This is a genomic window from Bradyrhizobium sp. USDA 3262, assembly GCF_054060035.1.
On sequence record NZ_JBSSCT010000001.1, the window covers coordinates 7,736,019 to 7,756,041 of the forward strand.

A 20,023-nucleotide genomic window follows, 5' to 3' on the forward strand; every position below is an offset into this window, starting at 1 on the left:
GCCGTGTCATCGCTATGTCATCCCGCTTTCGCTTGCCCGGCGAGCGCAGCTGATGGAAACTCGCCATGGCTCCGCAGACGGCAAGGCAGGGATTGCGTCCATGAAACGCTCGCGCCGCGTATGGCTGAAATTGATGGGAAGTATCGCGATCGGCGCAGCGTCGATCGGCCTGACGACAAGCCATGCCCGCAGCCACCATCACCACGCAGGACACGACGCGAAGCGAAAGTCCGCGGAACGGTCGCCCTCCGGCGGCTTCGGCGGCGCGCCGCGCACCATCGCCCGCTACGGCGACGACGATCCGTCGCATGGCGGAAGCTGACACCAGGCTGACGAGCGAGCGCGGTTTCCCTCATGCAACGCATCGCATGTCCCGAACGCGACGATTGGCGGACGACTGCCGAGAATGCCGGCTTCACCTTCCACACCATCGACGGCGAACGCTACTGGGACGAGCGCGCCTATTACGCCTTCACGCTGGACGAGATCGAGCGCTCGATCGAGGCGCCGACCGGCGAGATCGACGCGATGTGTCTCGAGCTCGCCGGACGCACGGTCAGGGATGAGCGCTATCTGCGCCGGCTGAAGATACCGGAGGCGTTCTGGGATCTGATCGCGGCAAGCTGGCGCCGCAGGAATCCGAGCCTGTACGGCCGGCTCGATCTCACCTTCGACGGCCGCGGCCCGGCCAAGCTGCTCGAATACAATGCCGACACGCCGACCTCGATCTTCGAGGCCGCGGTGTTTCAATGGACCTGGCTCGAGCAGGCGATCCAACGCAACATCATCCCGAAGCGCGCCGACCAGTTCAACTCGATCCACGACCGGCTGATCGAGGCCTGGAAGAGGATCGGCGCGACCCACCCGCTACATCTCACCGGACTGACCGGAAATCCCGAGGACGCCGGCACGCTCGCCTATCTCGAGGACACCGCGGCGCAGGCCGGGCTGAAAACCACGCTGCTCGACATCGAAGAGGTCGGACTGCGCGACGACGGTCAGTTCGTCGACCTCGACGAACGCCCGATCGCGCTCGCGTTCAAGCTCTATCCATGGGAATGGATGTTCCACGACGCGTTCGGCAAGAACCTCTCGACCGCGCCGACGCAGTGGATCGAGCCGCCGTGGAAGGCGACCCTCTCCAACAAGGGCATCCTGCCGCTGCTCTGGGAGATGTTCCCGAACCACCCCAATCTGCTGCCGGCCTATTTCGAGGACGACCCGCAGGCCGCCCAGCTCGGCACGTCGTTCGTGCGCAAGCCGATCTATTCGCGCGAGGGCGCCAATGTCGAGCTGGTCAGCGCCGGCGTCACGCTGGTCGCCGAGCAAGGCCCCTACGGCGCCGAAGGCTTCATCCGCCAGGCACTCGCGCCGCTGCCGAATTTTTCCGGGCAGTATCCGGTACTCGGCAGCTGGCTGGTCGACGGCACGCCCTGCGGTCTCTCGATTCGAGAAGACGAAAATCCGATCACCGGCAACACCTCGCGCTTCCTGCCGCACGCGATTTTGTAGCGCGTCGACGCGGTTGCGCTTTTAACCCCGTCATCCTGAGGAGCGCGCAGCGCGTCTCGAAGGATGCACGGCCCCGCTGGTGGCCGTCGACCCTTCGAGACGCCGCTTCGCGGCTCCTCAGGTGACGGAGTTAAAGCGAGATGTCTCGCCTCACCGCGCGGCGGACGCGACCGCCTTCAGCACATGCAGCGCGGCGCCGGCGCGCGCGACTGGCGCAGTGTTCGGCTGATACAGCCCGCGCCGGTCGGGATAGGGCCTGAACAGATTGGTGATGCCGACCACGGATTCCGCCGCGCCAAGCGCGAGCACGCCGTCAGGCTCGAGCATCCGGGCCACCTTGCCGAAGATGCCGGCCTTGGTCTGCTGATCGAAATAGATCAGCACGTTGCGGCAGAAGATCACGTCGAAGGTGCCGAGATGCGAGACGTCCTGCAGCAGATTGAGCTGGCGGTGCTGCACCATGCCGCGGATATCGGCGTTCAGCTGCCAGAGCTCGCCCTTCTGCACGAAATACTTGACCAGTAGCTGGATCGGCAGGCCGCGCTGCACCTCGAACTGGCTGAACAGGCCGGCCTTGGCCTTTTCGAGCACCGCCTGCGACAGGTCGGTCGCGATGATCTCGATGCGCCAGCCGGCAAACAGCGCTGTCATCTCCTTCAGCAGCATCGCGATCGAATAGGGCTCCTGCCCGGTCGACGACGCCGCGCACCAGATACGCAAGCTGCGGCGCGCCGCGCGCGCCTGCGCGAGTGCGGGCAGCACCGCTTCCTTCAGATGGTCGAACGGGATCTTGTCGCGGAAGAAGAAGGTCTCGTTGGTGGTCATCGCTTCGACCACCTCGGACGTCAGCAGTTCGGCGCCGCCCCTCATCCGCTGCACCAGCTCGGGAATCCCGGCGAGGTTCGACCGGCGCGCCAAGGGCAGCAGGCGGCTCTCGACGAGATATTGCTTGTCGGCCGAGAGATCGAGGCCGGAACGCTCTTTCAGCAGCTTACGCAGATACTCGTAGTCCAGCGGCGTCACGAACGGTCTCCCGCAAATACCCGAACAAGCTTCGGTGCGATCTGATTGAGCGGCAGCACCGCGGCGCAGATGCCGGCATTGACCGCGGCACCGGGCATGCCCCACACCACGCTGGTTGCTTCGTCCTGGGCGATCACGCTGCCGCCGGCGGCGACGATGTCCTTGCCGCCGCGCATGCCGTCGGAGCCCATGCCGGTCAGGATCACCGACATGATGCTGCCCTGCCAGACGTCGATCGCGGAGGTGAACATCGGATCCACCGCGGGCTTGCAGAAATTGACCGGCGGCCCGTCGTCGAGCGCGATCGTGGCATCGACGCCGTGGCGCGCGATGCGCATGTGGCGCCCGCCCGGCGCCAGATAGATCTGGCCCGGCTTGATACTCTCGCCGTCGATCCCCTCATGCGCCGGCCGCTTGCTGGTGCGCGCCAGATGCTCGGCGAGAATGGTCGTGAAGGTCGGCGGCATGTGCTGGGTGATCAGCACCGGGAAGCGATCGATCACCGGACCGATCTCGGCGACCAGCGTCATCAGCGCCTGCGGTCCGCCGGTCGACGAGCCGATCAGCAGCACCTTGGGCGGCAGCAGGCCGAACGAACGGCGCGTGACCTGGGTCGGCGCCGTATGCGCGGCAGCGGGAATCAACGGACGCGGTCTGTCATGACCGGGCGCAAGCGGCGGACTTGCCGTCGTGTGCACCGGACTGCGGCGCGCCTTGGCGCCGAGATGACGGATCTTCTGGATCAGGTCGTGGCGGAAGGTTTCCGCGGCGGTGGCCTCGCGCGTGCTTTCCGGCTTCGGAATGTAGTCGGACGCTCCGAGCGAGAGCGCCTTCAGGCTGATCTCCGCGTTGCGGCGGGTCAGCGTGGAGGCCATGATGACGACGAGATCGCGCTTCTTCGCCAGGAGCTGCGGCAGCGCCGAGATGCCGTCGAGATCGGGCATTTCGATATCGAGCACCGCGACGTCGGGGTTGATGCGCTCGAGCTGGTTGACGGCGTCGAGGCCGGTGCGCAGCGAGGCGACGACCTCCATGTCGGGCTCGGCGCCGATCCAGCGCGAGATCATCCCGCGGATCACCACGGAATCGTCGACCACCATCACCCGCACCTTGTCGGAACGGGTCGATGTCGGGACCGCAGTACTTGTCAACGCAACACTCATGGCTTCACCAGCGACGCAACACGACGCACAACAACCGTTGAGCCGAAGGCTTCTGCCGCCGGATCGAACGAAGAATCTAAGTCAGCATGATCTCCGCGCAAACGCTTCGCGTTTGTCGCAGGGAAAACCGGTTCCCACTTTTCCGGATCATGCTCTAAATCAGTCCGACTTCCTGGAACTTCGCAGTGACGATGTCCCGGTCGAACGGCTTCATGATGTACTCGTTGGCACCGGCATGCAGCGCGCGTGCGATATGCGCGACGTCATTCTCGGTGGTGCAGAACACGACCTTGGGCTGATCGCCGCCGGGCATGCGGCGGAGATTGCCGAGAAACTCGTAGCCGTCCATGACAGGCATGTTCCAGTCGAGCAGCACCGCTTCCGGCATCGCGCGCTTGCAGGCTTCGAGCGCCTTGGCGCCGTCCTCGGCCTCGACGATCTGGAAGTCGAGCCCTTCCAGGATCCGGCGGGCGACCTTGCGAATGACGCTTGAGTCATCGACAACAAGACAGGTTCTCATCTGCGACCTCTACTTCCTCATCCCCGGTGGGATGTTTCAGTTCTTCAGTTCGGGCGGCCCTGTTCACGCCGCTTTGGCGTCGGGCACCAGTTCGAGCACGCGATCGACATCGAGGACGACCATGAGCTGGCCGTCGAGGCGATGGACGCCGCCGGCGAGCTTGGCCATGCGGGGATCGAGGTTGACCGGGTTGTCCTCGCGGCTGTCGTCGGGCAGCCGCAGCACCTCGCCGATCTGGTCGATCAGCAGGCCATAGGATTCGCCGCGCTGGTCGACGCCGACCGCCATCGGAGGCTTACCGTCGTCGGCCTTCGGCAGCCCGAGCCGGGCGCGCATGTCGACCACGGTGACGATGCGGCCGCGCAGATTGAGCACCCCGGCGATCTCGCTGGAGGCCAGCGGCACCCGCGTCAGCCGCTCCGGCATGAACACGTCCTGCACCCGCGAGATCGGCAGCCCGAACAGCTGCCCGCCGATCACCGCAGTGACGTATTCGGCCATCGCGCCTTCGCTGGTCTCGGTCTTGCTGGTCATCGGTCTCTGTCCTTTATCCCGTGTCAGGCCGCGCGGCGCAGCTCGGCGGTCTGCTCTTTCAGCGCCGCGATCAGCCCGGGACGGTCAAACTTGGCGACATAGTCGTGGAAGCCGGCCTGCCGGCCGCGCTCGATCGCCGCCGGCGACACCATCGCCGACAGCGCGATGATCGGCAGCTGGTTGAAGTTGTGGTCGCTTCGGATGTTCTCGGCGAACTCGAAGCCGTTCATCTCGGGCATCTCGATGTCGGTCAGCACGACGTCGAAGCTTTGCCCCGAGCGCAGCGCGGCGAGGCCTTCCTGCGCGCCGCCCGCGGTCCTGACCTTGTAGCCGGCGGCCTTCAAGACCGGCGCCAGCATGTTGCGGAAGAACGCCGAGTCATCGACCAGCAGCACCGACTGCGCCGAGGCCGACGGGCGCATCTCCTTGCGCGAGAACCAGTCGGCGAACGCCATCGGCAGGAAGTGGCCGACGTCGATCACCTCGGTGGCCTGGCCCTTGATCACGGCCGAGCCGAGGATGCCGTCCTGCGAACCCGCGACCTCGATGTTGAGCCGCTCCTCGACGATGTCGATGATCTCGTCGACCACGAGCCCCATCGAGCGGCCGTCGTCGGCGAACACCAGGATCGGCTGCGAGCCCTGCGACTGCACCTCGACGCCGGCCATCTGCACCAGCGGCATCAGCTGCTCGCGGTACTGCACCATGTAGCGGCCGTTCGAGAGCTCGATCTTGTCGGTTGCGATCTCTTCCAGCCGGGTGACGAGGCCGAGCGGCACCGCCTTGGGCTGCGAGGAGCCGGCGCGGAACACCAACAGCGAGGTCAGCTGCTCGCCGCTCGCGGCATGTGCCGCGGCATTGTCGTCGGCGAGGTCATGGGCCGAGGAGCCGGACGCGCCGAGGGCCTTGGCGATGCCGTTGGGGTCGATGATCATGATGACGGCGCCATCGCCCAAAATGGTGTTGCCGGAGAACATGTCGATGTGCCGCAGCTTGGTCGACATCGGCTTGACCACGATCTCCTCGGTGTGGAACACGCCGTCGACCACGATGCCGAAGGTCTGGCTGCCGACTTGCGTGACCACGATGAAGCCGTTCTCGGCATCTGACGTGGTCGCGCCGTCGTCGATCTTCAAGAGCTTCTTGAGGTGGATCAGCGGCAGCAGCTTGTTGCGCAGCCGCAAGACCGCGGTGTCCTTGATGCGCTCGATGCGGTGCTCGGAGTTGGCGCGGGCCCGCACCAGCTCGACGACAGACAATTGGGGAATCGCAAAACGGTCGCCGCCGGCTTCCACGATCAGCGCGGAGACGATCGCAAGGGTCAGCGGGATCTTGATGGTGACCGAGGCGCCCTCGCCGGCCACGCTCTTGATGTCGATGGTGCCGCCGATCTGGTCGATATTGGTGCGCACCACGTCCATGCCGACGCCGCGGCCGGACACCGAGGTCACCTGCGCCGCGGTCGAGAAGCCCGGCGCGAAGATGAACTTGTGGATCTGGGCCTCGGTCATCTTCTCGAGCTCGGCCTCGGTGACGAGACCGTTCTGGAGCGCCTTGGCCTTGATCCGCTCGGTGTTGAGCCCGCGGCCATTGTCGGCGATGCAGATGATGATGTGGCCGCCTTCGTGATAGGCGGAGAGGCGAATGGTGCCCTGCTCCGGCTTGCCGGCCGCGACCCGCTCGGCGGTGGTCTCCAGCCCGTGATCGGCGGAGTTGCGCACCATGTGCGTCAGCGGGTCCTTGATCAGGTCGAGCACCTGGCGGTCGAGCTCGGTGTCGGCGCCGTGCATCTCGAGCTCGATCTGCTTGCCGAGTTCGCCGGAGAGGTCGCGGACGATGCGCGGCAGCTTCTGCCAGGCATTGCCGATCGGCTGCATCCGCGTCTTCATGACGCCTTCCTGCAGCTCGGCGGTGACGTTGGAGAGCCGCTGCAGCGGCACCTTGAACTCGGTGTCCTCGTTGCGCCTTGAGATCTCCAGCAGCTGGTTGCGGGTCAGCACCAGCTCGGAGACCATGGTCATCAGGTGTTCGAGGGTGTCGACATTGACCCGGATCGACTGGTTGGCGATCTTGTCGCCTTCCTGGACATCTTCACCGGCGGCCTTGCGGGCCGGCTTCCTGGCGGCTTCAGCCGGCTCGGCGGCGGGCGCAGCAGCGGGCTTGGCAGCCGGCGCCGGTGCGGCGACTTCAATCTCGGTCTCGCGGAAGGCGCGCTCGAGCTCGTCGAGCGAGACCTCGCCCGGACGCAGCGGACGCTCCAGCGTCTGCACCACCAGCGTGCCCTCGGTCATGTCAGCCTGCACCGACGGGGCCTCAACGACCGGCACATCTTCTTCAGCAGCAGCCATTGCCGCCATGCCGTGCTCGACCATGGCCTCGAGCTGATCGATCAGATCGCGGTCGTTGCCTTCAGGCTCGGCCTCGGTCGCCTCAAGGCCGCCGAGGATCTCCTTGATGCGGTCGATCGAGGACAGGATCAGCGTCACGGCTTCCGCCTTCACCGGCATGCCGTCGCGGAATTTGCCCATCAAGGTCTCGCCGGCATGCGCCAGCGCCTCGAGCCGCGGCAGCCCGAGGAAGCCGCAGGTGCCCTTGATGGTGTGCACCAGGCGGAAAATATTATCCAGGATCTTCGCGTTGTTCGGGTCCTGCTCGAACTGCACCAGCTGGTTGTCGACCGTATCCAGGCTCTCGCTGCTCTCCGTCAGGAACTCGCGCAACAGATCGTCCATGAAACCAACCTTCGAAAAACGCCGAAAACGCTGCGGCGCGCGACATCGACGCGCCGGCCGGAACTTGGGTCAGCTTCTCCGCAAAGCGTTTAAGTTTGGTTGAGTAATTGGAAAAGAACGGGATCAACAAATAGATAAGGCCGCGCGATCGAATCGCGCGGCCGGTCGTAACCTTTGCTTAATGATGTTCCCGCAGCCGCGTTCAGGACGCTGCGATAACGACCTTGTCGCCGTCGAGCGTCAGCGTCACTTTCAACCCGCAGGCTTCAGCCAGCAGGCGCGTGTAATGCGGCTGCACGGCATGTGCATCAACCGTGTTCGACGAGCTTGCATTGAGCAGGTCGACGATGTTCTGCGGCACCCGCGCATTGAGGCCCGCGGCCAGGATGCGGAAGCTCATCGTCTCCCCCTCGCCGACCGGATCGATGGTGAGCGTGCCGCCGCGCGGGATCGTCTGCTGCGCGATGACCAGCATGTTCAACAGCAGCTTGACCCGGTTCTTGGGCAGGAGCAGCCGCGGCAAATTCCAGGTCAGCGTCACCTTGCCGTCCTCGATATGCCCCTTCGCCATGTTCTGGGCATCGCCGAGGTCGATCTGCGCGCCGGAGGAACCGGCCGCGCCGAACGCCAGCCGGCAGAACTGCAACCGCGCCGAAGCGGTCTTGGCGCTCTTGCGAATCAGATCGAGCGCGAAGTCGCGGTCTTCGGGCTTGGGGTTGTCGTCAAGGACCTCAAGCCCATTGACGATCGCGCCGACCGGACTGATGAGATCGTGACAGACCCGCGAGCACAACAGCGCCGCGAGTTCGAGCGCATCGGGAGCGGGACCGGGAGACGAAGTGCCAGACATCAATTGTTTCCTGGAAAGCCGCACGCCGACCGAGGAGTGCGAATCACGCATGCCTGTCGGCTTGATACACCGCGCAGACGGATGCTGCCAGCTTGCGGCGGGACTGATAAGGGAACACAAACAGGATATGCGACCCGCTGATATGAGACCCGCACATGAATAAGGCACAGCCGTCCCTGATCGGCTGCGAGGCCGCCGCCACACTGCTCGAATCACTGACCGAGCTGGTGATCCGCGCCGGCGAGGCGATCCTTGCGGTCAATCGTTCGACGATGAATGTTGCCGGCAAGGGCGACGGGTCGCCGGTCACCGAGGCCGATCTCGCCGCCGACCACATCATCGTCGAAGGCCTGACGCGGCTCGCGCCGCAGGTGTCGCTGCTGTCGGAGGAGCGCGTCCATCTGGCGACGCCCCCCTATAGGGACAGTTTCTTCCTGATCGATCCGCTCGACGGCACCAAGGAGTTCGTCGCCGGACGCAATGAATTCACCGTCAATGTGGCGCTGGTTACGCAAGGCGTGCCGCTGCTCGGCATCGTCGGCGCACCAGCGCTCGGCCTGATCTGGCGCGGCATCGTCGGCAAGGGCGCGGAGCGGTTGACGCTGCAGGGCGGCGCGGTTTCGCAGGCAGTGCCGATCAAGACCCGCCCCTGCCCGCCGCGCGGGGCGCCATGGACGGTGGCAGTGAGCCGCTCGCATGGCGATGCACGCACTGAAGCCTTCATCGATGAGCGCGGCGGCGCGGTCCGCGCCGTGCTGGGCTCGGCCGTCAAATTCGGCCGCGTCGCCGAGGGCGAAGTCGACATCTATCCCCGCCTGTCGCCGACATCGGAGTGGGATGTGGCGGCCGGTCACGCGGTCGTCGTTGCGGCCGGCGGCAAGGTCACCGATTCGAACGGCAGCCCATTGCATTTCGGGCTCGGCCGCGAAGACTTTCTGGTGCCGGAATTCATTGCCTGGGGCGACCCGGCCGCGGCGCCGTGATCACTGCGCGAGATTGTCTTCCAGCTCCGGCCAACGCGCCGCGGCTTCCTTCAAAAAGCGCGCGGGATCGGCGGCGAACGCGTCGCGGCTGCGTTCCCGGTTGAACAGGTAAAGCCTGTTCCCGACCACGGCCCAGAATCGCGGATTGCCCGCGCAGGTGACGCCCCGCACCAGATCGGTCGGATCGTAACCGCCGAATTGCGGGCCATAGATTTCAGGATGCGCCACGAACGAGGCGCGGTTGCCCTCGTTGCGGAAACGCCAGACCACGCCGCTCTCCGCGGCCTCGAATTCCGGCCGCCCCTGGGTGGCGGCGGCGTCGGTGAAATAGGCAACGGGATCGAATCCCTCGATCGCCAGTCCGGAGTAGCGGTTCGTCACCACGCGCTCGGTTGTGGTGGCCTGAACAGGCAAGGACGGCCAGATGGCCGCCAAAATGCCCGCCAACAGGCCGAAAAACGCCATCCCCCGGCACGATCCATATCTTTCCTGCCGTTGTGCCGTCATAGTTGATACCGATAACATCCGAGTCGAGGGGACACCGGGCGCAACCTAGAGCCGTGCCTGTTGGCATCAGGTTAAGGGGCAGCGCCCGGATTTCGATAGCAGGGGTTCTTAATGACTTTCGCATCACGCCTTGCCGCGGTCGCGTTTGCCGCGCTGATGTGCTGGAGCGCAGGGGCGTCCGCGCAGCAGGGCCCGCCACCGCAATATCCGCCGCCACAGCGTGAACCGACCCCGTATACTTACGGGCCCGACGAACTGGTCAATGCCGGACACAAGTTCTTCGGGAATGTCTCGCGCGGACTCGCCTCGGTCATCGAGCGCGCGGTCAGCCAGTGGGGCCTGCCCAATGGCTATGTGCTCGGCGAGGAAGGCTCCGGCGCCTTTGTGGCCGGGCTGCGCTATGGCGAAGGCACGCTCTACACCAAGAACGCCGGCGACCTCAGGGTCTACTGGCAGGGTCCCTCGGTCGGCTTCGACTGGGGCGGCGACGGCGCGAGGACCATGACGCTGGTCTACAACCTGCCCTCGACCCAGGCGATCTATCAGCGCTTCGTCGGCATCGACGGCTCGGCCTATATCGTCGGCGGCTTCGGCATGACGGCGCTGACCGCCAACAACATCGTGCTGGTCCCGATTCGCTCGGGCATCGGCTTGCGGCTCGGCGCCAGCGTCGGCTATCTCAAATTCACCCCGCGCGCGACCTGGAACCCGTTCTAGAGCGTTTCCAGCGAAGTGGACGCCGGTTCGCATCACGAAAGCGCGTCAAGACAGAATCCAGAGCCTCGTTCCGACTCAATCGGAACGACGCTCGAGGTCGCAGCCCTGATCGGGCGATGAGGCCGGCGCTCCGGCGCGGTTGGCAATTCAGGTTAACGCGGCAATCGGGCTGGCCTTTGGCCGGCCCGCCGTGGCATTGTGATTAACAAATTCCTTCTTTTCTTGGAGTGACCTTTCATGATCGAGCCGATCATGTACGCGGCGATCGGTTTCCTGATCTCGATGCTGTGCGGCCTGATGATCGTTCCACTGGTGCACAACCGGGCGGTGCGGCTGACCACGCGCCGCATGGAGGCGGCCACCCCGCTGTCGATGGCCGAGATCCAGGCCGACAAGGACCAGCTCCGCGCCGAATTCGCCATGTCGGCCCGCCGGCTCGAGATGAGCGTCGACCAGCTCAAGAGCAAGACCACGAGCCAGCTCGCCGAGCTCGGCAAGAAGACCGATGCGATCAACCGCATGAAGATCGAGCTCGGCGAGAAGAACGCCGCGATCTTCGCGCTGGAAGCGCGCGAGAAGGCGATGAAGGAGCAGCTTCGCGCCACCGAGGAAGAGTTCTCGGCCAAGACCGAGCTGTTGCGCAACGCCGAGCAGGCGCTGACCGACAAGCAGGGCGAGCTCGGCAAGATCAACGCCGAGCTCAACGACCGCGCGATGACCGCCGACAGCCGCCAGATCGAACTGGTCGCGGTGCGGACCCAGGTCGAGGAGCTGAAGAACCGGGTCGGCGATGCCGCCAGGGAATTCGCGGCAACCGAAGCCCGCCTCGCCCAGGAGCGCAGCCAGTCGGAAACCGCGACGCGCGATCTCACCGACGCGCGCGGCCGGGTCGAGAATCTGAGCCAGCGCGTCACCGATCTCGACCGCCAGCTGGTCGCCCAGGTCAAGGAAGCCGAGATGCTCGGCAACCGGGTCAACGACCTCGAGACGCGGCTTGCGACCCAGGGCAAGCTGCTGGCCGAGCGCGAATTCGAGAACGGCCAGTTGAAGCAGGCCAACGCCGCCGCGGAGCGGACGGTGCAGGAGCTGCGCGAGGAGATCGCAGCAGTGGGCGGCGGCAAATCCTCCGCGCTCGACAGGCTGCGCCAGGAGAAGGCTCAAGTCGAGGAGCAGCTGCGCACCGTTAGCGACGAGCGCGGCAAGCTGCAGCGCGACATCAACGCGATCCAGCAGCAGGCCGAGAGCTCCTGGGCGACCGAGCGGATGGAGAATGCGCTGCTGCGCGAGCGCATCAACGACATCGCCGCCGAGGTGGCCAAGCTCGCGATCCAGCTCGAGGGCCCGAATTCAGCGATCGAGGCCATGCTGGCGGCGGAGCCGACGGTGCCGGCCAAGGCGGCGGCCAAGCCCGCCAACGGCGCCTCGCCGGGCAACGGGATGCCCGAGGGCGGCGGCACGCTCGCCGAGCGCATCCGGGCGCTGCAGTCACACGCCTCCCGCGCCCGCCAGCAAGGGGCGTGATTCCTGCAGGGTTTGGCTTGACACCCCTACCCGGCACTTCGTAAATCGCACGCTCTGACGAAGCGCCGCTATCGACCGGCCGCCGACCAGCGGCCATTGGCTCGTCACATCCCGGACGCATAGCTCAGCGGGAGAGCGTTCCCTTCACACGGGAGAGGTCCAAGGTTCGATCCCTTGTGCGTCCACCATTCCCCTTCGGGACCACCTCATCAAAAATGTCGAAAACAACCCCATGCAAAGTAGCCGACGCGTTAGCGGCGGCGACCCGGCCTTTCCGGCTCACTGCCGGCGGCGCTGCGGGGCGGGTGACGGGTTGGCGGTGCGCCGGCTGAGTTCGCCGAGCAGGTCGCGAACGGCGCCGTCGAGTTCATCGGGTGGCGGGATGGCGTGATCGGAGGGCTGCGTGCCGGTCGGCCGATACCAGTTGCGGGCGGAGCTGTCGTCATTGGCGGCGAGAACATGCGGCGCGCGAACGTGAGCGCGCGGGGCGGACCGCCGCCGGCGGCGCGAGATCAGCTCGCGTACGCCGTACCCCGATACGAAACCGACCCCGGCGACGAGGACGACAATCAGAAACTCCAGCATTGCGGTGCCCCACAATCACCCTGCTGCGATGCAATAAGCGCGACAATGCGGCGGCGGCTTGACCGGGACGGTTCCTTTTCACGGTGTCGAGCAGAACGCCGCTCCACGGAGTCCTACGGGGTTTTGTTTGCGGGCCTCCTCGGCTACCTTCCGGGAACTCGCGGGGGCCGGGAGTCTGGATGCGCAAGGGCAACGACTACATTTTGAAGCTGCGGCCTTGGTCCTTGTCGACATTCGTCGTCGCCCTGCTTGCGGTGGTGCTGGCCACCGCGACGCAGGAGATGTTCGCGAGCTTCGGCATGCAGTTCTATTTCGCGGGCTTCGTGCCGGCGATCCTGATCGCCGGCCTGATGGGCGGCGCACCCGCCGGCGCCTTTGCCACGATCATCACGGTTCCGATCGTCTGGTGGGCGTTCATGCCGCCCTATTTCGAGTTTTCCTGGCCGACGGCCGACGACTACGACAGCCTGGCGATGTTCCTGCTGTCGAGCGCACTCTTGGTCTGCTTCTCGCAGCTCTATCGGGAAGCGCTGGCAATTCTGCGGAAGTAAGCGAACGGCGCAGGCCGCGACCGGCCGCCGGCGATAGCGCGCCGGCTTCCTGCCGTGGTTTGTTCGCTCTCAGATCCCGAACATCCAGATCGCGGCGATGGTGGCCAATGTCGCCACGCCGCTGATGGTCCAGCCCACCGCGTAGAAGCTGTCCTCGGGGGCGGTGTCGAGCACCGTATTGGTGGTTTCCGTCATTGACCGCCAGCGCATGGCGTCTCTCCTCGGAACTCCTGCCCGGCCGGATAACGCGGCACCCGGTTCCCGGTTCCGCCGGCTTCGCGGCGGCCATGCCGTTCACGCACAGCTCACGGACTGCTGATCGGCGCCGCGGAACCCTGCGACATTCTGTCCCGTTGAGGATCGCCGGAAACCAACTTGGGAGAATATCCGATGCGAACTCTGATCCTCGCCGCCACCGCCCTTGCCTTCGTCTCGTCCACCGCGCTCGCGCAGGACAAGGCAGGCGGCAGCCCGGCCCCCGCCGCGCAAAGCGGCGACACCGCGACCAAGGGCGAGGCGGCCAAGGCGCCGAAGAAGAAGGCGAAGAAGACCGCCAAGAAATCGAGCGCCAAGACCGGTGCCGCTGCGACCGGCGCTGCCCCGACCGGCAGCGATGCCACCAAGCAATAAACAGAAACAATCGCGCTCGGTGATCCACTTGGCGATCACGGGCTTGTCGAGCACGGACTTGTCGAGCACGGACTTGGCGATCACGGAAAAGGCCGCCCGAAGGCGGCCTTTTTACTGTCTCGGTGCGGATGCTGCCTCGGCCCGTCACGTCGCAATCAAGTGCGCCGACCACCTCGGGCAGTGGAAGTTGGATCAGTGGAAGTTGGATCAGTGCAAGCTGGACCAGCGAGAGTTGGACCAGCGAATTGAAGTGCGGGAGGGGGAGCGAAAGAGTTGCGGAGCTGATAATCCGCACCGCCATCGGATCGTTCTGAAAATTGACCACCAGCTCCAGTAATTGCTCCACCTCCCGCACCTTCTGTTGTGCCGCGCGTGAAGGGGCCACGCATGATCCAAACGGGCTATCACTGCAACGCGGAGACAGATTCATCGATAGGCTTAATGCGGAGCGCCATGGTCGCGCCCGCTCGCGAGCCCGCTCTCGCGTAGCCGCTCGGCAAACCAGAGCGAAGTGGCGCTATCGATGGCACCGCCGGCATAGACCTCGGTAAAGCTCACCCCGCCTTGTCCGACGATCACCAGCACGCCCATCGCATAGGCGAACCAGACATTCGGATCGGTCAGCGCCTGCAGCTTGCGCTGATCGTGCTCGATCGGCTGGTGATTGCTGTCCTTGCGCAGTTCGATGGCCAGGAGATTGTTCGGGATGTCGCGCTGATGCACGACGATATCGGGATAGATCGACTTGCCGAGATGGTCGTCGGTCGAGCTCCCCGAGCCGCGCGGCAGCCGCAGCGTGCGCTCGCCGAGCCGGTCGTAGTTGCAATCGACCTGCCAGCCGGAAAATTGCCGCTCGACATAGACCGCCAGCCGGTGAGTGAGCGTTCGCTCGCCGAGGTCGCGCTCCAGCAGGAACATCTCCTGCGCATAGAATTCCTCCACCGCGGCGATCACCTTGTTCAGCTCGGTCTGCATCGACGCCTCCGACTGGACTGGCCACCGCCGTGGCTATTGAACTCGCGCCCCTACATCTGCACTTCGATCAGCCGCGGTCCCGGTTCGGCAACGGCTTCCGCGAGCGCCTTGTTGAACTCGTCGGCCGTCGTCACCGCCCTGCCCGGCACTCCCATACCCTTCGCGAGCGCGACGAAGTCGAGCGTCGGCCGATCGATCTTCAGCATGTCCTGCGCCCGCTTGCCCGGCTCGCCGGCGCCGACGCCGTCGAACTCGCCGCGCAGGATCTGATAGATGCGGTTGGCGAACACGATGGTCACCACGTTGAGCCCTTCGCGCGCCTGGGTCCACAGCGACTGGATCGTGTACATCGCGCTGCCGTCGCCGACCATGCAGATCACCTTGCGGTCCGGACAGGCGACCGCGGCGCCGGTCGCCACCGGGGTCGAGAAGCCGATCGAGCCGCCCATGTTCTGCAACCAGTCATGCGGCGCGGCCGCCGCCGTCGGCGGGAAGAAGCCGCGGCCTGTGGTGACGGATTCATCGACCATGATGGCGTTCTCGGGGATCGCGCACGCGATCGCCTGCGCGATCGAGGCGTGGTTGAGCGCGCCGGTCGGCTTGACCAGTTCCGGGTGCTGCTGCGGCTTGACGTCCTGCGCGGTCGCATGCAGCGCATTGGCCAGCGCCTCGAGCGCCGCGACCGAATTCTCGCCCCAGGCGGTCATGCGATGCACCTCGCAGCCTTCCGCCTTCAGCATGCTCGGCTTGTTCGGATAGGCGAAGAACGCCACGGGATCGTTGGCCTCGACCAGCACGATGTGACGGAAATTCTTCAGGATCGGCAGCGCCTGTTCGATCACATAGGGAATCCGGTTGATCGAGAAGCGGCCGCGGCCGCGCGCCATGCGCGGGTGATAGGTCTGGCCCATCACCGTGCAGCCGGTCTTGCCGGCGATGCGCTCGGCCAGCGCCAGCCCGTGCTCGGTCAGCGCGCTGCCGGTGACGAGCAGCAGCGTATGCGCGGCATCGCCATGCAGGATCTTCGCCGCGGTATCGACCGCCTGCGGCGAGTAGCTCGGGCGCTGCGTGTCCACGGGCACCTCGGCGATGCCGTCGGCTTCGTTCCAGGCGGTGTCGGCCGGCAGGATCAGGGTTGCGATCTGCGGCGGCGCGCTCCTCGCCGTGGCGATCGCGGCCGCGCCGTCGGCGGCAACCGACTTGGCATCCGGCGAGGTGCGCACCCAGGACGACATCGGCCGCGCCAGGCCCTCGATGTCCGATGTCAGCGGCGCATTGTAGCCGATGTGGTAGGTGGCATGCTGGCCGACGATGTTGACGATGCCGGAATGCGCCTTCTTGGCGTTGTGCAGATTGGCAAGGCCGTTGGCGAGGCCGGGCCCGAGATGCAGCAGCGTCGAGGCCGGCGTTCCCTTCATGCGGAAATAACCGTCGGCCGCACCGGTCACCACGCCTTCGAACAGACCGAGCACGCAGCGCATGCCCGGGACCTTGTCCAGCGCCGCGACGAAATGCATCTCCGAGGTGCCGGGATTGGTAAAACAGACATCCACGCCGCCTGCGACCAATGTCCGCACCAGACTTTCCGCACCGTTCATGCTCTCGCTCCCGTTTCGAGATGTTCTTGAGGTCGCTCAGAGCATGGTCCGATCCGATTGAATCGGATCATGCTCGTATCCTTTTGTTTGGTCGCGTTTTCTTCACGCGAACCGCTGCCCACTTCGCTTGAAAACGCTCCAGCTTTTGTTTGGTCGCGTTTTCTTGACGCGAACCGCTGCCCACTTCGCTTGAAAACGCTCCAGCTTTTGTTTGGTCGCGTTTTCTTGACGCGAACCGGTACCCGCTTCGCTCGAAAACGCTCCAGATCAACCATTCTTCAGCCGCTTCGTCAAAGGCTTGGCCGGACAATGCAGGTATCGCTTCCGATCTGTTGCCTTTTTAAACCGTGTTGTTCGAAAATGCCTGAGGTCACGGCTTCGTCGCTTGCGAAACGCCGGCAATTGTGGCCTCTCTGACTGCATATTTGATTGTTCGCGAGGACGACGACCATGCGCCCGATTGCCTTGATGTTTGCCGCGCTCACGATCCTGGCAGGTGCCGGCCAGGCCCACGCCCAGTTCTTCGACTCCCGCGGCTATCAGTCCGAAGCCCCGAGCTTCTTCGGCGGCGGCGGCGCAAGCCCGATCCCGCGCACCACCGTCAACTACCCGACCAACTACGCCCCCGGCACCGTCGTGGTGAACACCGCCGAGCGCCGGCTCTATCTGGTGCTGGCGAACGGCCAGGCGCTGCGCTACGGCATCGGCGTTGGCCGCGACGGCTTCCGCTGGAGCGGTGTCCACCGCATCTCCGCAAAGAAGGAATGGCCGTCGTGGACGCCGCCGTCGCAGATGCTGCGCCGCCGCCCCGATCTGCCGCGCCACATGAACGGCGGCATCGAGAACCCGCTCGGCGCGCGCGCGATGTATCTCGGCTCGACGCTCTACCGCATCCACGGCTCGAACGAGCCGGAGACGATCGGCCAGGCCGTCTCGTCGGGCTGCTTCCGCATGACCAATGACGACGTCACCGACCTCTATGGTCGCGTCTCGGTCGGCACCACCGTGGTGGTGAAGAACAACTGATCGCGTCGATTTCAGCGGAACCAGGCGCCGCCATTCGGGAAGATCGCTGATCCCGCCCCCTTGATCCCTCCTTGCGCTGCCGCAAACCTTGCGGCAGCGTTGTCATAATGCCCCAGCACCGTACCTCGATCCTCGTCCTTCTCGCCGCAACGCTCGCCGCTTGCCTCGCTGATGCCGCGGTGCCCGCGGCCGCCACCGAGATACCGGCGATCGCCGCGCGCCAGCGCAACGAGAAGAAAATCTTCACCGACGCCGAGATCGTCGAGGGCTTTCTGAAAACCGCGTTCGGCGCCGAATATCATCTCGCCGGGCGGGTCGACCGCATCCGCAAGTACGACAGTCCGGTGCGCGTGTTCGCCGACGGCAGCCGCGCCGACCGCAAGGCCCAGCTCGCCAAGGTCGTCGCCGACATCCGCGGCAAGGTGCAGCATCTCGACATCGCGATGACCGACAACAGCGAAGCGGCCAATGTCGTGGTCAAGCTGGTGCGCGACCGCGAGTTGTACCGCACGATCGCGACCTTCTACGGCCAGGAGCGCGCCAGGGAGATCCGCTCCTCGCTCGACCCGCAATGCCTGTCCGGCTTCCGCAAGAACGAGAACTACGAGATCGAGCATTCCGACGTGATCCTCACCGTCGACAACGGCGATTTCGTCTTCCTCGACTGCGCCTATGAGGAGCTGTTGCAGTCGCTCGGCCCGATCAACGACACCGCCACCGTGCCCTGGACGATGTTCAACGACAACGTCTCGATGGGCTATTTCGACGTCTACGACCAATATCTGCTCAACCTGCTCTACGACCCCCGCATCAAGCCCGGCATGACCGTGCAGGAGGTCAAGGCCGTGCTGCCCGCCGTCCTCGCCGACGTCCGCGCCTGGGTGGCGAAGGTGAACCATCTGGAGTGAGGGTGGGCGATGGGCGCAGGCGCTCGCGACACATACCGCCGTCGTCCCGGCCTAGTGCGCACTTGCGCACGGGGGCCGGGACCCATACTCCGCGGCAGATGTTGTTGACGGGACTTGTCGTTCCAGCGGTGCATAACAATCGGCATCTGTGGTTATGGGTCCCGGCCTGCGCCGGGACGACACTGAATTTGTTGCGCCGCTTGTGAATCATGCATCCGCATTCTCGCGACATGAGCGTGCGATCTCCCCAATCGTCGTCCTGGCGAAAGCCAGGACCCATAACCACCGCATTTGATTGTGAACGGGATCGCGGCCCCAGCGTCGCGCAACGATTGAGATTTGGGGTAATGGGTCCTGGCCCCCGTGCGCAAGTGCGCACTAGGCCAGGACGACGATGAGGATGGTCCTCGATTCCACCTTCAAACAGCTGGTTCGGCGTCATCACCCGCGCATGCGGGTGAGCCTGACCGGCGTGCTCACCTCGCTGCTCACGCCCAGGATACGGAATCGCCGTCCTCCCCGCTTGACCTTGCCCCTGCGGCCGCCTCCATAGAGGCGCGGTCAGACGACGCGAGGTGATTCGATGAATGCTGCTGCCGCCCGTTTCCTCAGTCCGTCCGAAGCTGCAAGGCAGCTCGGCATCTCGGCGAAAGCGTTGCGCCTCTACGAGGAGCGCGGCCTGATTGCACCCGGCCGCACGCCGGCGGGATGGCGCGCCTATGGTCCGGCCGAGATGGCGCGCGGCGCCGAGATCGTCGAGCTGCGCGCGCTCGGCCTCAGCGTCGGTGAAGTGGCGCGGATCCTGAACGGCGACGCCGTCGTCCTCGGCCGCGTGCTGGCCGCGCACGAGGCCGCGCTCGAAGCGCGCATCCGCCAATGCGGCGACAGCATCGCCAAACTGCGCCGGCTGCGCGCCGACCTTGGCGGCGGCAAGATGCCCGCGGCGGGTGACATCATCGGTGCGGTGCGGACACGGCCGGCGATCGGCGTCGCGTTCGATCTGCCGTGGCCGTGGGGCGGCGAGCGCTTCGAGCTGCGCGACATCAAACGGCTGAACTACATCGTCGGCCCGCTCGGCAGCGGCAAGACGCGCCTTGCCCAACGGCTCGCCGAAGCCCTGCCCGGCGCCAGCTTCGTCGGGCTGGACCGCGCTACCGATGGCGGCGCGGCCGTGCGTGCGCGCCTCGATGCCGATCCGGCGCACAACGCCAGGGTCGCGGCCAGCCTTGCCACCCTGCTGGCCGACGGCGCCGTGGACTCGCCGGCGCTGACCGCCCTGCTCGCGGCGCTCGAGGCCGGCGACGACGCGATTCTCGTGATCGACATGCTCGAGCAAGGGCTCGATGCGGCGAGCCAGGAAGCCGTCATCGCGCATCTGCGCCGCCGCGGACCCGAGGCCCGGCCGCTGTTCTTCCTGACCCGCTCCAACGCGATCCTGGATCTCGACGCGGTCGGCGGCGATGAAGCGATCATCCTGTGCCCCGCCAATCACAGCCGGCCGATCTGCGTAACGCCCGTCCCCGGCGCGGCGGGCTATGAAGCGGTCGCGACCTGCCTCGCTTCGCCCGAGGTCCGCGCGCGCACCGAAGGCACGATCGCGTGGCGACCGTCCTGACTTCTCGCATTGGTTGTATTATAATCGCATGACAATGCACGACGCAGGTCGGATGCGCGCCGGAAAAGTGTGC

At 65.6% G+C, this 20,023-nt stretch carries 22 protein-coding genes and 1 tRNA gene; 11 read left to right on the forward strand and 12 right to left on the reverse strand.

The features are described from left to right. The first annotated feature begins 100 nt into the window (after positions 1–100). Together ACVWYP_RS36540 and ACVWYP_RS36545 are read left to right on the forward strand one after the other, a co-directional pair. Positions 101–322, forward strand: a complete 222-nt coding sequence (locus tag ACVWYP_RS36540) for a hypothetical protein (protein WP_304496725.1) — start codon at positions 101–103, stop codon at positions 320–322. Positions 323–354: 32 nt separating this feature from the next. Next, on the forward strand, positions 355–1,512 hold the full coding sequence (locus ACVWYP_RS36545) for a glutathionylspermidine synthase family protein (protein WP_304496726.1): 1,158 nt from the start codon (positions 355–357) through the stop codon (positions 1,510–1,512). A 150-nt stretch (positions 1,513–1,662) separates the two neighbouring features. Here ACVWYP_RS36545 and ACVWYP_RS36550 read toward each other — a convergent pair whose 3' ends face one another. The 6 genes from ACVWYP_RS36550 to chpT form a co-directional block, all read right to left on the reverse strand. Beyond that, the gene (locus ACVWYP_RS36550; protein ID WP_304496727.1) at positions 1,663–2,535 is read right to left on the reverse strand and encodes a CheR family methyltransferase; all 873 of its coding nucleotides are present in this window, start codon (positions 2,533–2,535) and stop codon (positions 1,663–1,665) included. Continuing rightward, a complete protein-coding gene (locus ACVWYP_RS36555) occupies positions 2,532–3,698 on the reverse strand; it encodes a protein-glutamate methylesterase/protein-glutamine glutaminase (protein WP_304496728.1) in 1,167 nt (388 codons plus the stop codon). Before ACVWYP_RS36555 ends, ACVWYP_RS36550 begins: the two co-directional genes overlap by 4 nt. Positions 3,699–3,852: 154 nt before the next feature. Beyond that, a complete protein-coding gene (locus ACVWYP_RS36560) occupies positions 3,853–4,218 on the reverse strand; it encodes a response regulator (RefSeq protein ID WP_018273268.1) in 366 nt (121 codons plus the stop codon). Positions 4,219–4,281: 63 nt separating this feature from the next. After that, complete coding sequence (locus ACVWYP_RS36565; protein WP_155262142.1) at positions 4,282–4,752, reverse strand: chemotaxis protein CheW; 471 nt, start codon at positions 4,750–4,752, stop codon at positions 4,282–4,284. A gap of 23 nt (positions 4,753–4,775) precedes the next feature. Then, on the reverse strand, positions 4,776–7,484 hold the full coding sequence (locus ACVWYP_RS36570; protein WP_304496729.1) for a hybrid sensor histidine kinase/response regulator: 2,709 nt from the start codon (positions 7,482–7,484) through the stop codon (positions 4,776–4,778). Between the two features lie 202 nt (positions 7,485–7,686). Beyond that, positions 7,687–8,334 carry a histidine phosphotransferase ChpT gene (gene chpT / locus ACVWYP_RS36575; protein ID WP_304496730.1) on the reverse strand — a complete coding sequence of 216 codons (648 nt, stop codon included), beginning with the start codon at positions 8,332–8,334 and terminating at the stop codon, positions 7,687–7,689. A 155-nt stretch (positions 8,335–8,489) separates the two neighbouring features. Between chpT and cysQ the strand changes: the two genes are divergently transcribed. Beyond that, positions 8,490–9,317: a 3'(2'),5'-bisphosphate nucleotidase CysQ gene (cysQ, locus tag ACVWYP_RS36580; RefSeq protein WP_304496731.1), complete on the forward strand. Its 828-nt coding sequence runs from the start codon at positions 8,490–8,492 to the stop codon at positions 9,315–9,317. On the opposite strand, the gene ACVWYP_RS36585 is transcribed toward cysQ, so the two are convergent. Next, positions 9,318–9,782, reverse strand: a complete 465-nt coding sequence (locus ACVWYP_RS36585) for a YHS domain-containing (seleno)protein (RefSeq protein WP_028344112.1) — start codon at positions 9,780–9,782, stop codon at positions 9,318–9,320. A gap of 153 nt (positions 9,783–9,935) precedes the next feature. Here ACVWYP_RS36585 and ACVWYP_RS36590 point away from each other — a divergent pair, with 153 nt between their 5' ends. The 3 genes from ACVWYP_RS36590 to ACVWYP_RS36600 all read left to right on the forward strand — a co-directional run bounded on the left by ACVWYP_RS36590 (position 9,936) and on the right by ACVWYP_RS36600 (position 12,250). Beyond that, a complete protein-coding gene (locus tag ACVWYP_RS36590; RefSeq protein WP_016843676.1) occupies positions 9,936–10,541 on the forward strand; it encodes a DUF1134 domain-containing protein in 606 nt (201 codons plus the stop codon). Positions 10,542–10,778: 237 nt separating this feature from the next. Beyond that, positions 10,779–12,062, forward strand: coding sequence for a coiled-coil domain-containing protein (locus tag ACVWYP_RS36595; RefSeq protein ID WP_304496732.1), 1,284 nt, complete (start codon positions 10,779–10,781; stop codon positions 12,060–12,062). 113 nt (positions 12,063–12,175) lie between these two features. Next, positions 12,176–12,250, forward strand: a tRNA-Val gene (locus ACVWYP_RS36600). Between the two features lie 91 nt (positions 12,251–12,341). On the opposite strand, the gene ACVWYP_RS36605 is transcribed toward ACVWYP_RS36600, so the two are convergent. After that, the gene (locus ACVWYP_RS36605; protein ID WP_304496733.1) at positions 12,342–12,647 is read right to left on the reverse strand and encodes a hypothetical protein; all 306 of its coding nucleotides are present in this window, start codon (positions 12,645–12,647) and stop codon (positions 12,342–12,344) included. Positions 12,648–12,826: 179 nt separating this feature from the next. Here ACVWYP_RS36605 and ACVWYP_RS36610 point away from each other — a divergent pair, with 179 nt between their 5' ends. Beyond that, entirely contained in the window at positions 12,827–13,198 is a 372-nt protein-coding gene (locus ACVWYP_RS36610; RefSeq protein ID WP_016843685.1) for a DUF4118 domain-containing protein, read from the forward strand. 69 nt (positions 13,199–13,267) lie between these two features. On the opposite strand, the gene ACVWYP_RS36615 is transcribed toward ACVWYP_RS36610, so the two are convergent. Next, positions 13,268–13,408 carry a hypothetical protein gene (locus ACVWYP_RS36615; RefSeq protein WP_304496734.1) on the reverse strand — a complete coding sequence of 47 codons (141 nt, stop codon included), beginning with the start codon at positions 13,406–13,408 and terminating at the stop codon, positions 13,268–13,270. A gap of 180 nt (positions 13,409–13,588) precedes the next feature. Between ACVWYP_RS36615 and ACVWYP_RS36620 the strand changes: the two genes are divergently transcribed. Beyond that, entirely contained in the window at positions 13,589–13,828 is a 240-nt protein-coding gene (locus ACVWYP_RS36620) for a hypothetical protein (protein ID WP_245288896.1), read from the forward strand. A gap of 438 nt (positions 13,829–14,266) precedes the next feature. Here the strand turns inward: ACVWYP_RS36620 and ACVWYP_RS36625 are convergent, their stop codons facing one another. The 3 genes from ACVWYP_RS36625 to ACVWYP_RS36635 all read right to left on the reverse strand — a co-directional run bounded on the left by ACVWYP_RS36625 (position 14,267) and on the right by ACVWYP_RS36635 (position 16,711). Further along, a complete protein-coding gene (locus tag ACVWYP_RS36625; RefSeq protein WP_304496735.1) occupies positions 14,267–14,803 on the reverse strand; it encodes a hypothetical protein in 537 nt (178 codons plus the stop codon). 50 nt (positions 14,804–14,853) lie between these two features. Further along, the gene (locus tag ACVWYP_RS36630; protein WP_304496736.1) at positions 14,854–16,401 is read right to left on the reverse strand and encodes an acetolactate synthase large subunit; all 1,548 of its coding nucleotides are present in this window, start codon (positions 16,399–16,401) and stop codon (positions 14,854–14,856) included. 67 nt (positions 16,402–16,468) lie between these two features. Beyond that, positions 16,469–16,711, reverse strand: a complete 243-nt coding sequence (locus ACVWYP_RS36635) for a hypothetical protein (protein ID WP_304496737.1) — start codon at positions 16,709–16,711, stop codon at positions 16,469–16,471. Positions 16,712–16,851: 140 nt separating this feature from the next. Between ACVWYP_RS36635 and ACVWYP_RS36640 the strand changes: the two genes are divergently transcribed. From ACVWYP_RS36640 to ACVWYP_RS36650, 3 genes are all read left to right on the forward strand, one after another. After that, on the forward strand, positions 16,852–17,427 hold the full coding sequence (locus ACVWYP_RS36640; RefSeq protein WP_035633276.1) for a L,D-transpeptidase: 576 nt from the start codon (positions 16,852–16,854) through the stop codon (positions 17,425–17,427). A 107-nt stretch (positions 17,428–17,534) separates the two neighbouring features. Next, on the forward strand, positions 17,535–18,335 hold the full coding sequence (locus ACVWYP_RS36645) for a DUF2927 domain-containing protein (RefSeq protein WP_304496738.1): 801 nt from the start codon (positions 17,535–17,537) through the stop codon (positions 18,333–18,335). Between the two features lie 583 nt (positions 18,336–18,918). Beyond that, positions 18,919–19,950 (forward strand): MerR family transcriptional regulator, encoded by a 1,032-nt coding sequence (locus ACVWYP_RS36650; RefSeq protein ID WP_453945894.1) that lies wholly within the window; start codon positions 18,919–18,921, stop codon positions 19,948–19,950. Positions 19,951–20,023 lie beyond the last annotated feature (73 nt).

Excerpts from the sequence above, each read along its gene's own strand:
- ACVWYP_RS36540 (WP_304496725.1), top strand. The coding sequence starts at position 101 with ATGAAACGCTCGCGCCGCGTATGGCTGAAATTGATGGGAAGTATCGCG.
- ACVWYP_RS36545 (WP_304496726.1), top strand. The coding sequence starts at position 355 with ATGCAACGCATCGCATGTCCCGAACGCGACGATTGGCGGACGACTGCC.
- ACVWYP_RS36555 (WP_304496728.1), bottom strand. The coding sequence starts at position 3,698 with ATGAGTGTTGCGTTGACAAGTACTGCGGTCCCGACATCGACCCGTTCC.
- ACVWYP_RS36560 (WP_018273268.1), bottom strand. The coding sequence starts at position 4,218 with ATGAGAACCTGTCTTGTTGTCGATGACTCAAGCGTCATTCGCAAGGTC.
- ACVWYP_RS36565 (WP_155262142.1), bottom strand. The coding sequence starts at position 4,752 with ATGACCAGCAAGACCGAGACCAGCGAAGGCGCGATGGCCGAATACGTC.
- ACVWYP_RS36570 (WP_304496729.1), bottom strand. The coding sequence starts at position 7,484 with ATGGACGATCTGTTGCGCGAGTTCCTGACGGAGAGCAGCGAGAGCCTG.
- chpT (WP_304496730.1), bottom strand. The coding sequence starts at position 8,334 with ATGTCTGGCACTTCGTCTCCCGGTCCCGCTCCCGATGCGCTCGAACTC.
- cysQ (WP_304496731.1), top strand. The coding sequence starts at position 8,490 with ATGAATAAGGCACAGCCGTCCCTGATCGGCTGCGAGGCCGCCGCCACA.
- ACVWYP_RS36585 (WP_028344112.1), bottom strand. The coding sequence starts at position 9,782 with ATGGCGTTTTTCGGCCTGTTGGCGGGCATTTTGGCGGCCATCTGGCCG.
- ACVWYP_RS36590 (WP_016843676.1), top strand. The coding sequence starts at position 9,936 with ATGACTTTCGCATCACGCCTTGCCGCGGTCGCGTTTGCCGCGCTGATG.
- ACVWYP_RS36595 (WP_304496732.1), top strand. The coding sequence starts at position 10,779 with ATGATCGAGCCGATCATGTACGCGGCGATCGGTTTCCTGATCTCGATG.
- ACVWYP_RS36605 (WP_304496733.1), bottom strand. The coding sequence starts at position 12,647 with ATGCTGGAGTTTCTGATTGTCGTCCTCGTCGCCGGGGTCGGTTTCGTA.
- ACVWYP_RS36610 (WP_016843685.1), top strand. The coding sequence starts at position 12,827 with ATGCGCAAGGGCAACGACTACATTTTGAAGCTGCGGCCTTGGTCCTTG.
- ACVWYP_RS36615 (WP_304496734.1), bottom strand. The coding sequence starts at position 13,408 with ATGCGCTGGCGGTCAATGACGGAAACCACCAATACGGTGCTCGACACC.
- ACVWYP_RS36620 (WP_245288896.1), top strand. The coding sequence starts at position 13,589 with ATGCGAACTCTGATCCTCGCCGCCACCGCCCTTGCCTTCGTCTCGTCC.
- ACVWYP_RS36625 (WP_304496735.1), bottom strand. The coding sequence starts at position 14,803 with ATGCAGACCGAGCTGAACAAGGTGATCGCCGCGGTGGAGGAATTCTAT.
- ACVWYP_RS36630 (WP_304496736.1), bottom strand. The coding sequence starts at position 16,401 with ATGAACGGTGCGGAAAGTCTGGTGCGGACATTGGTCGCAGGCGGCGTG.
- ACVWYP_RS36640 (WP_035633276.1), top strand. The coding sequence starts at position 16,852 with ATGCGCCCGATTGCCTTGATGTTTGCCGCGCTCACGATCCTGGCAGGT.
- ACVWYP_RS36645 (WP_304496738.1), top strand. The coding sequence starts at position 17,535 with ATGCCCCAGCACCGTACCTCGATCCTCGTCCTTCTCGCCGCAACGCTC.
- ACVWYP_RS36650 (WP_453945894.1), top strand. The coding sequence starts at position 18,919 with ATGAATGCTGCTGCCGCCCGTTTCCTCAGTCCGTCCGAAGCTGCAAGG.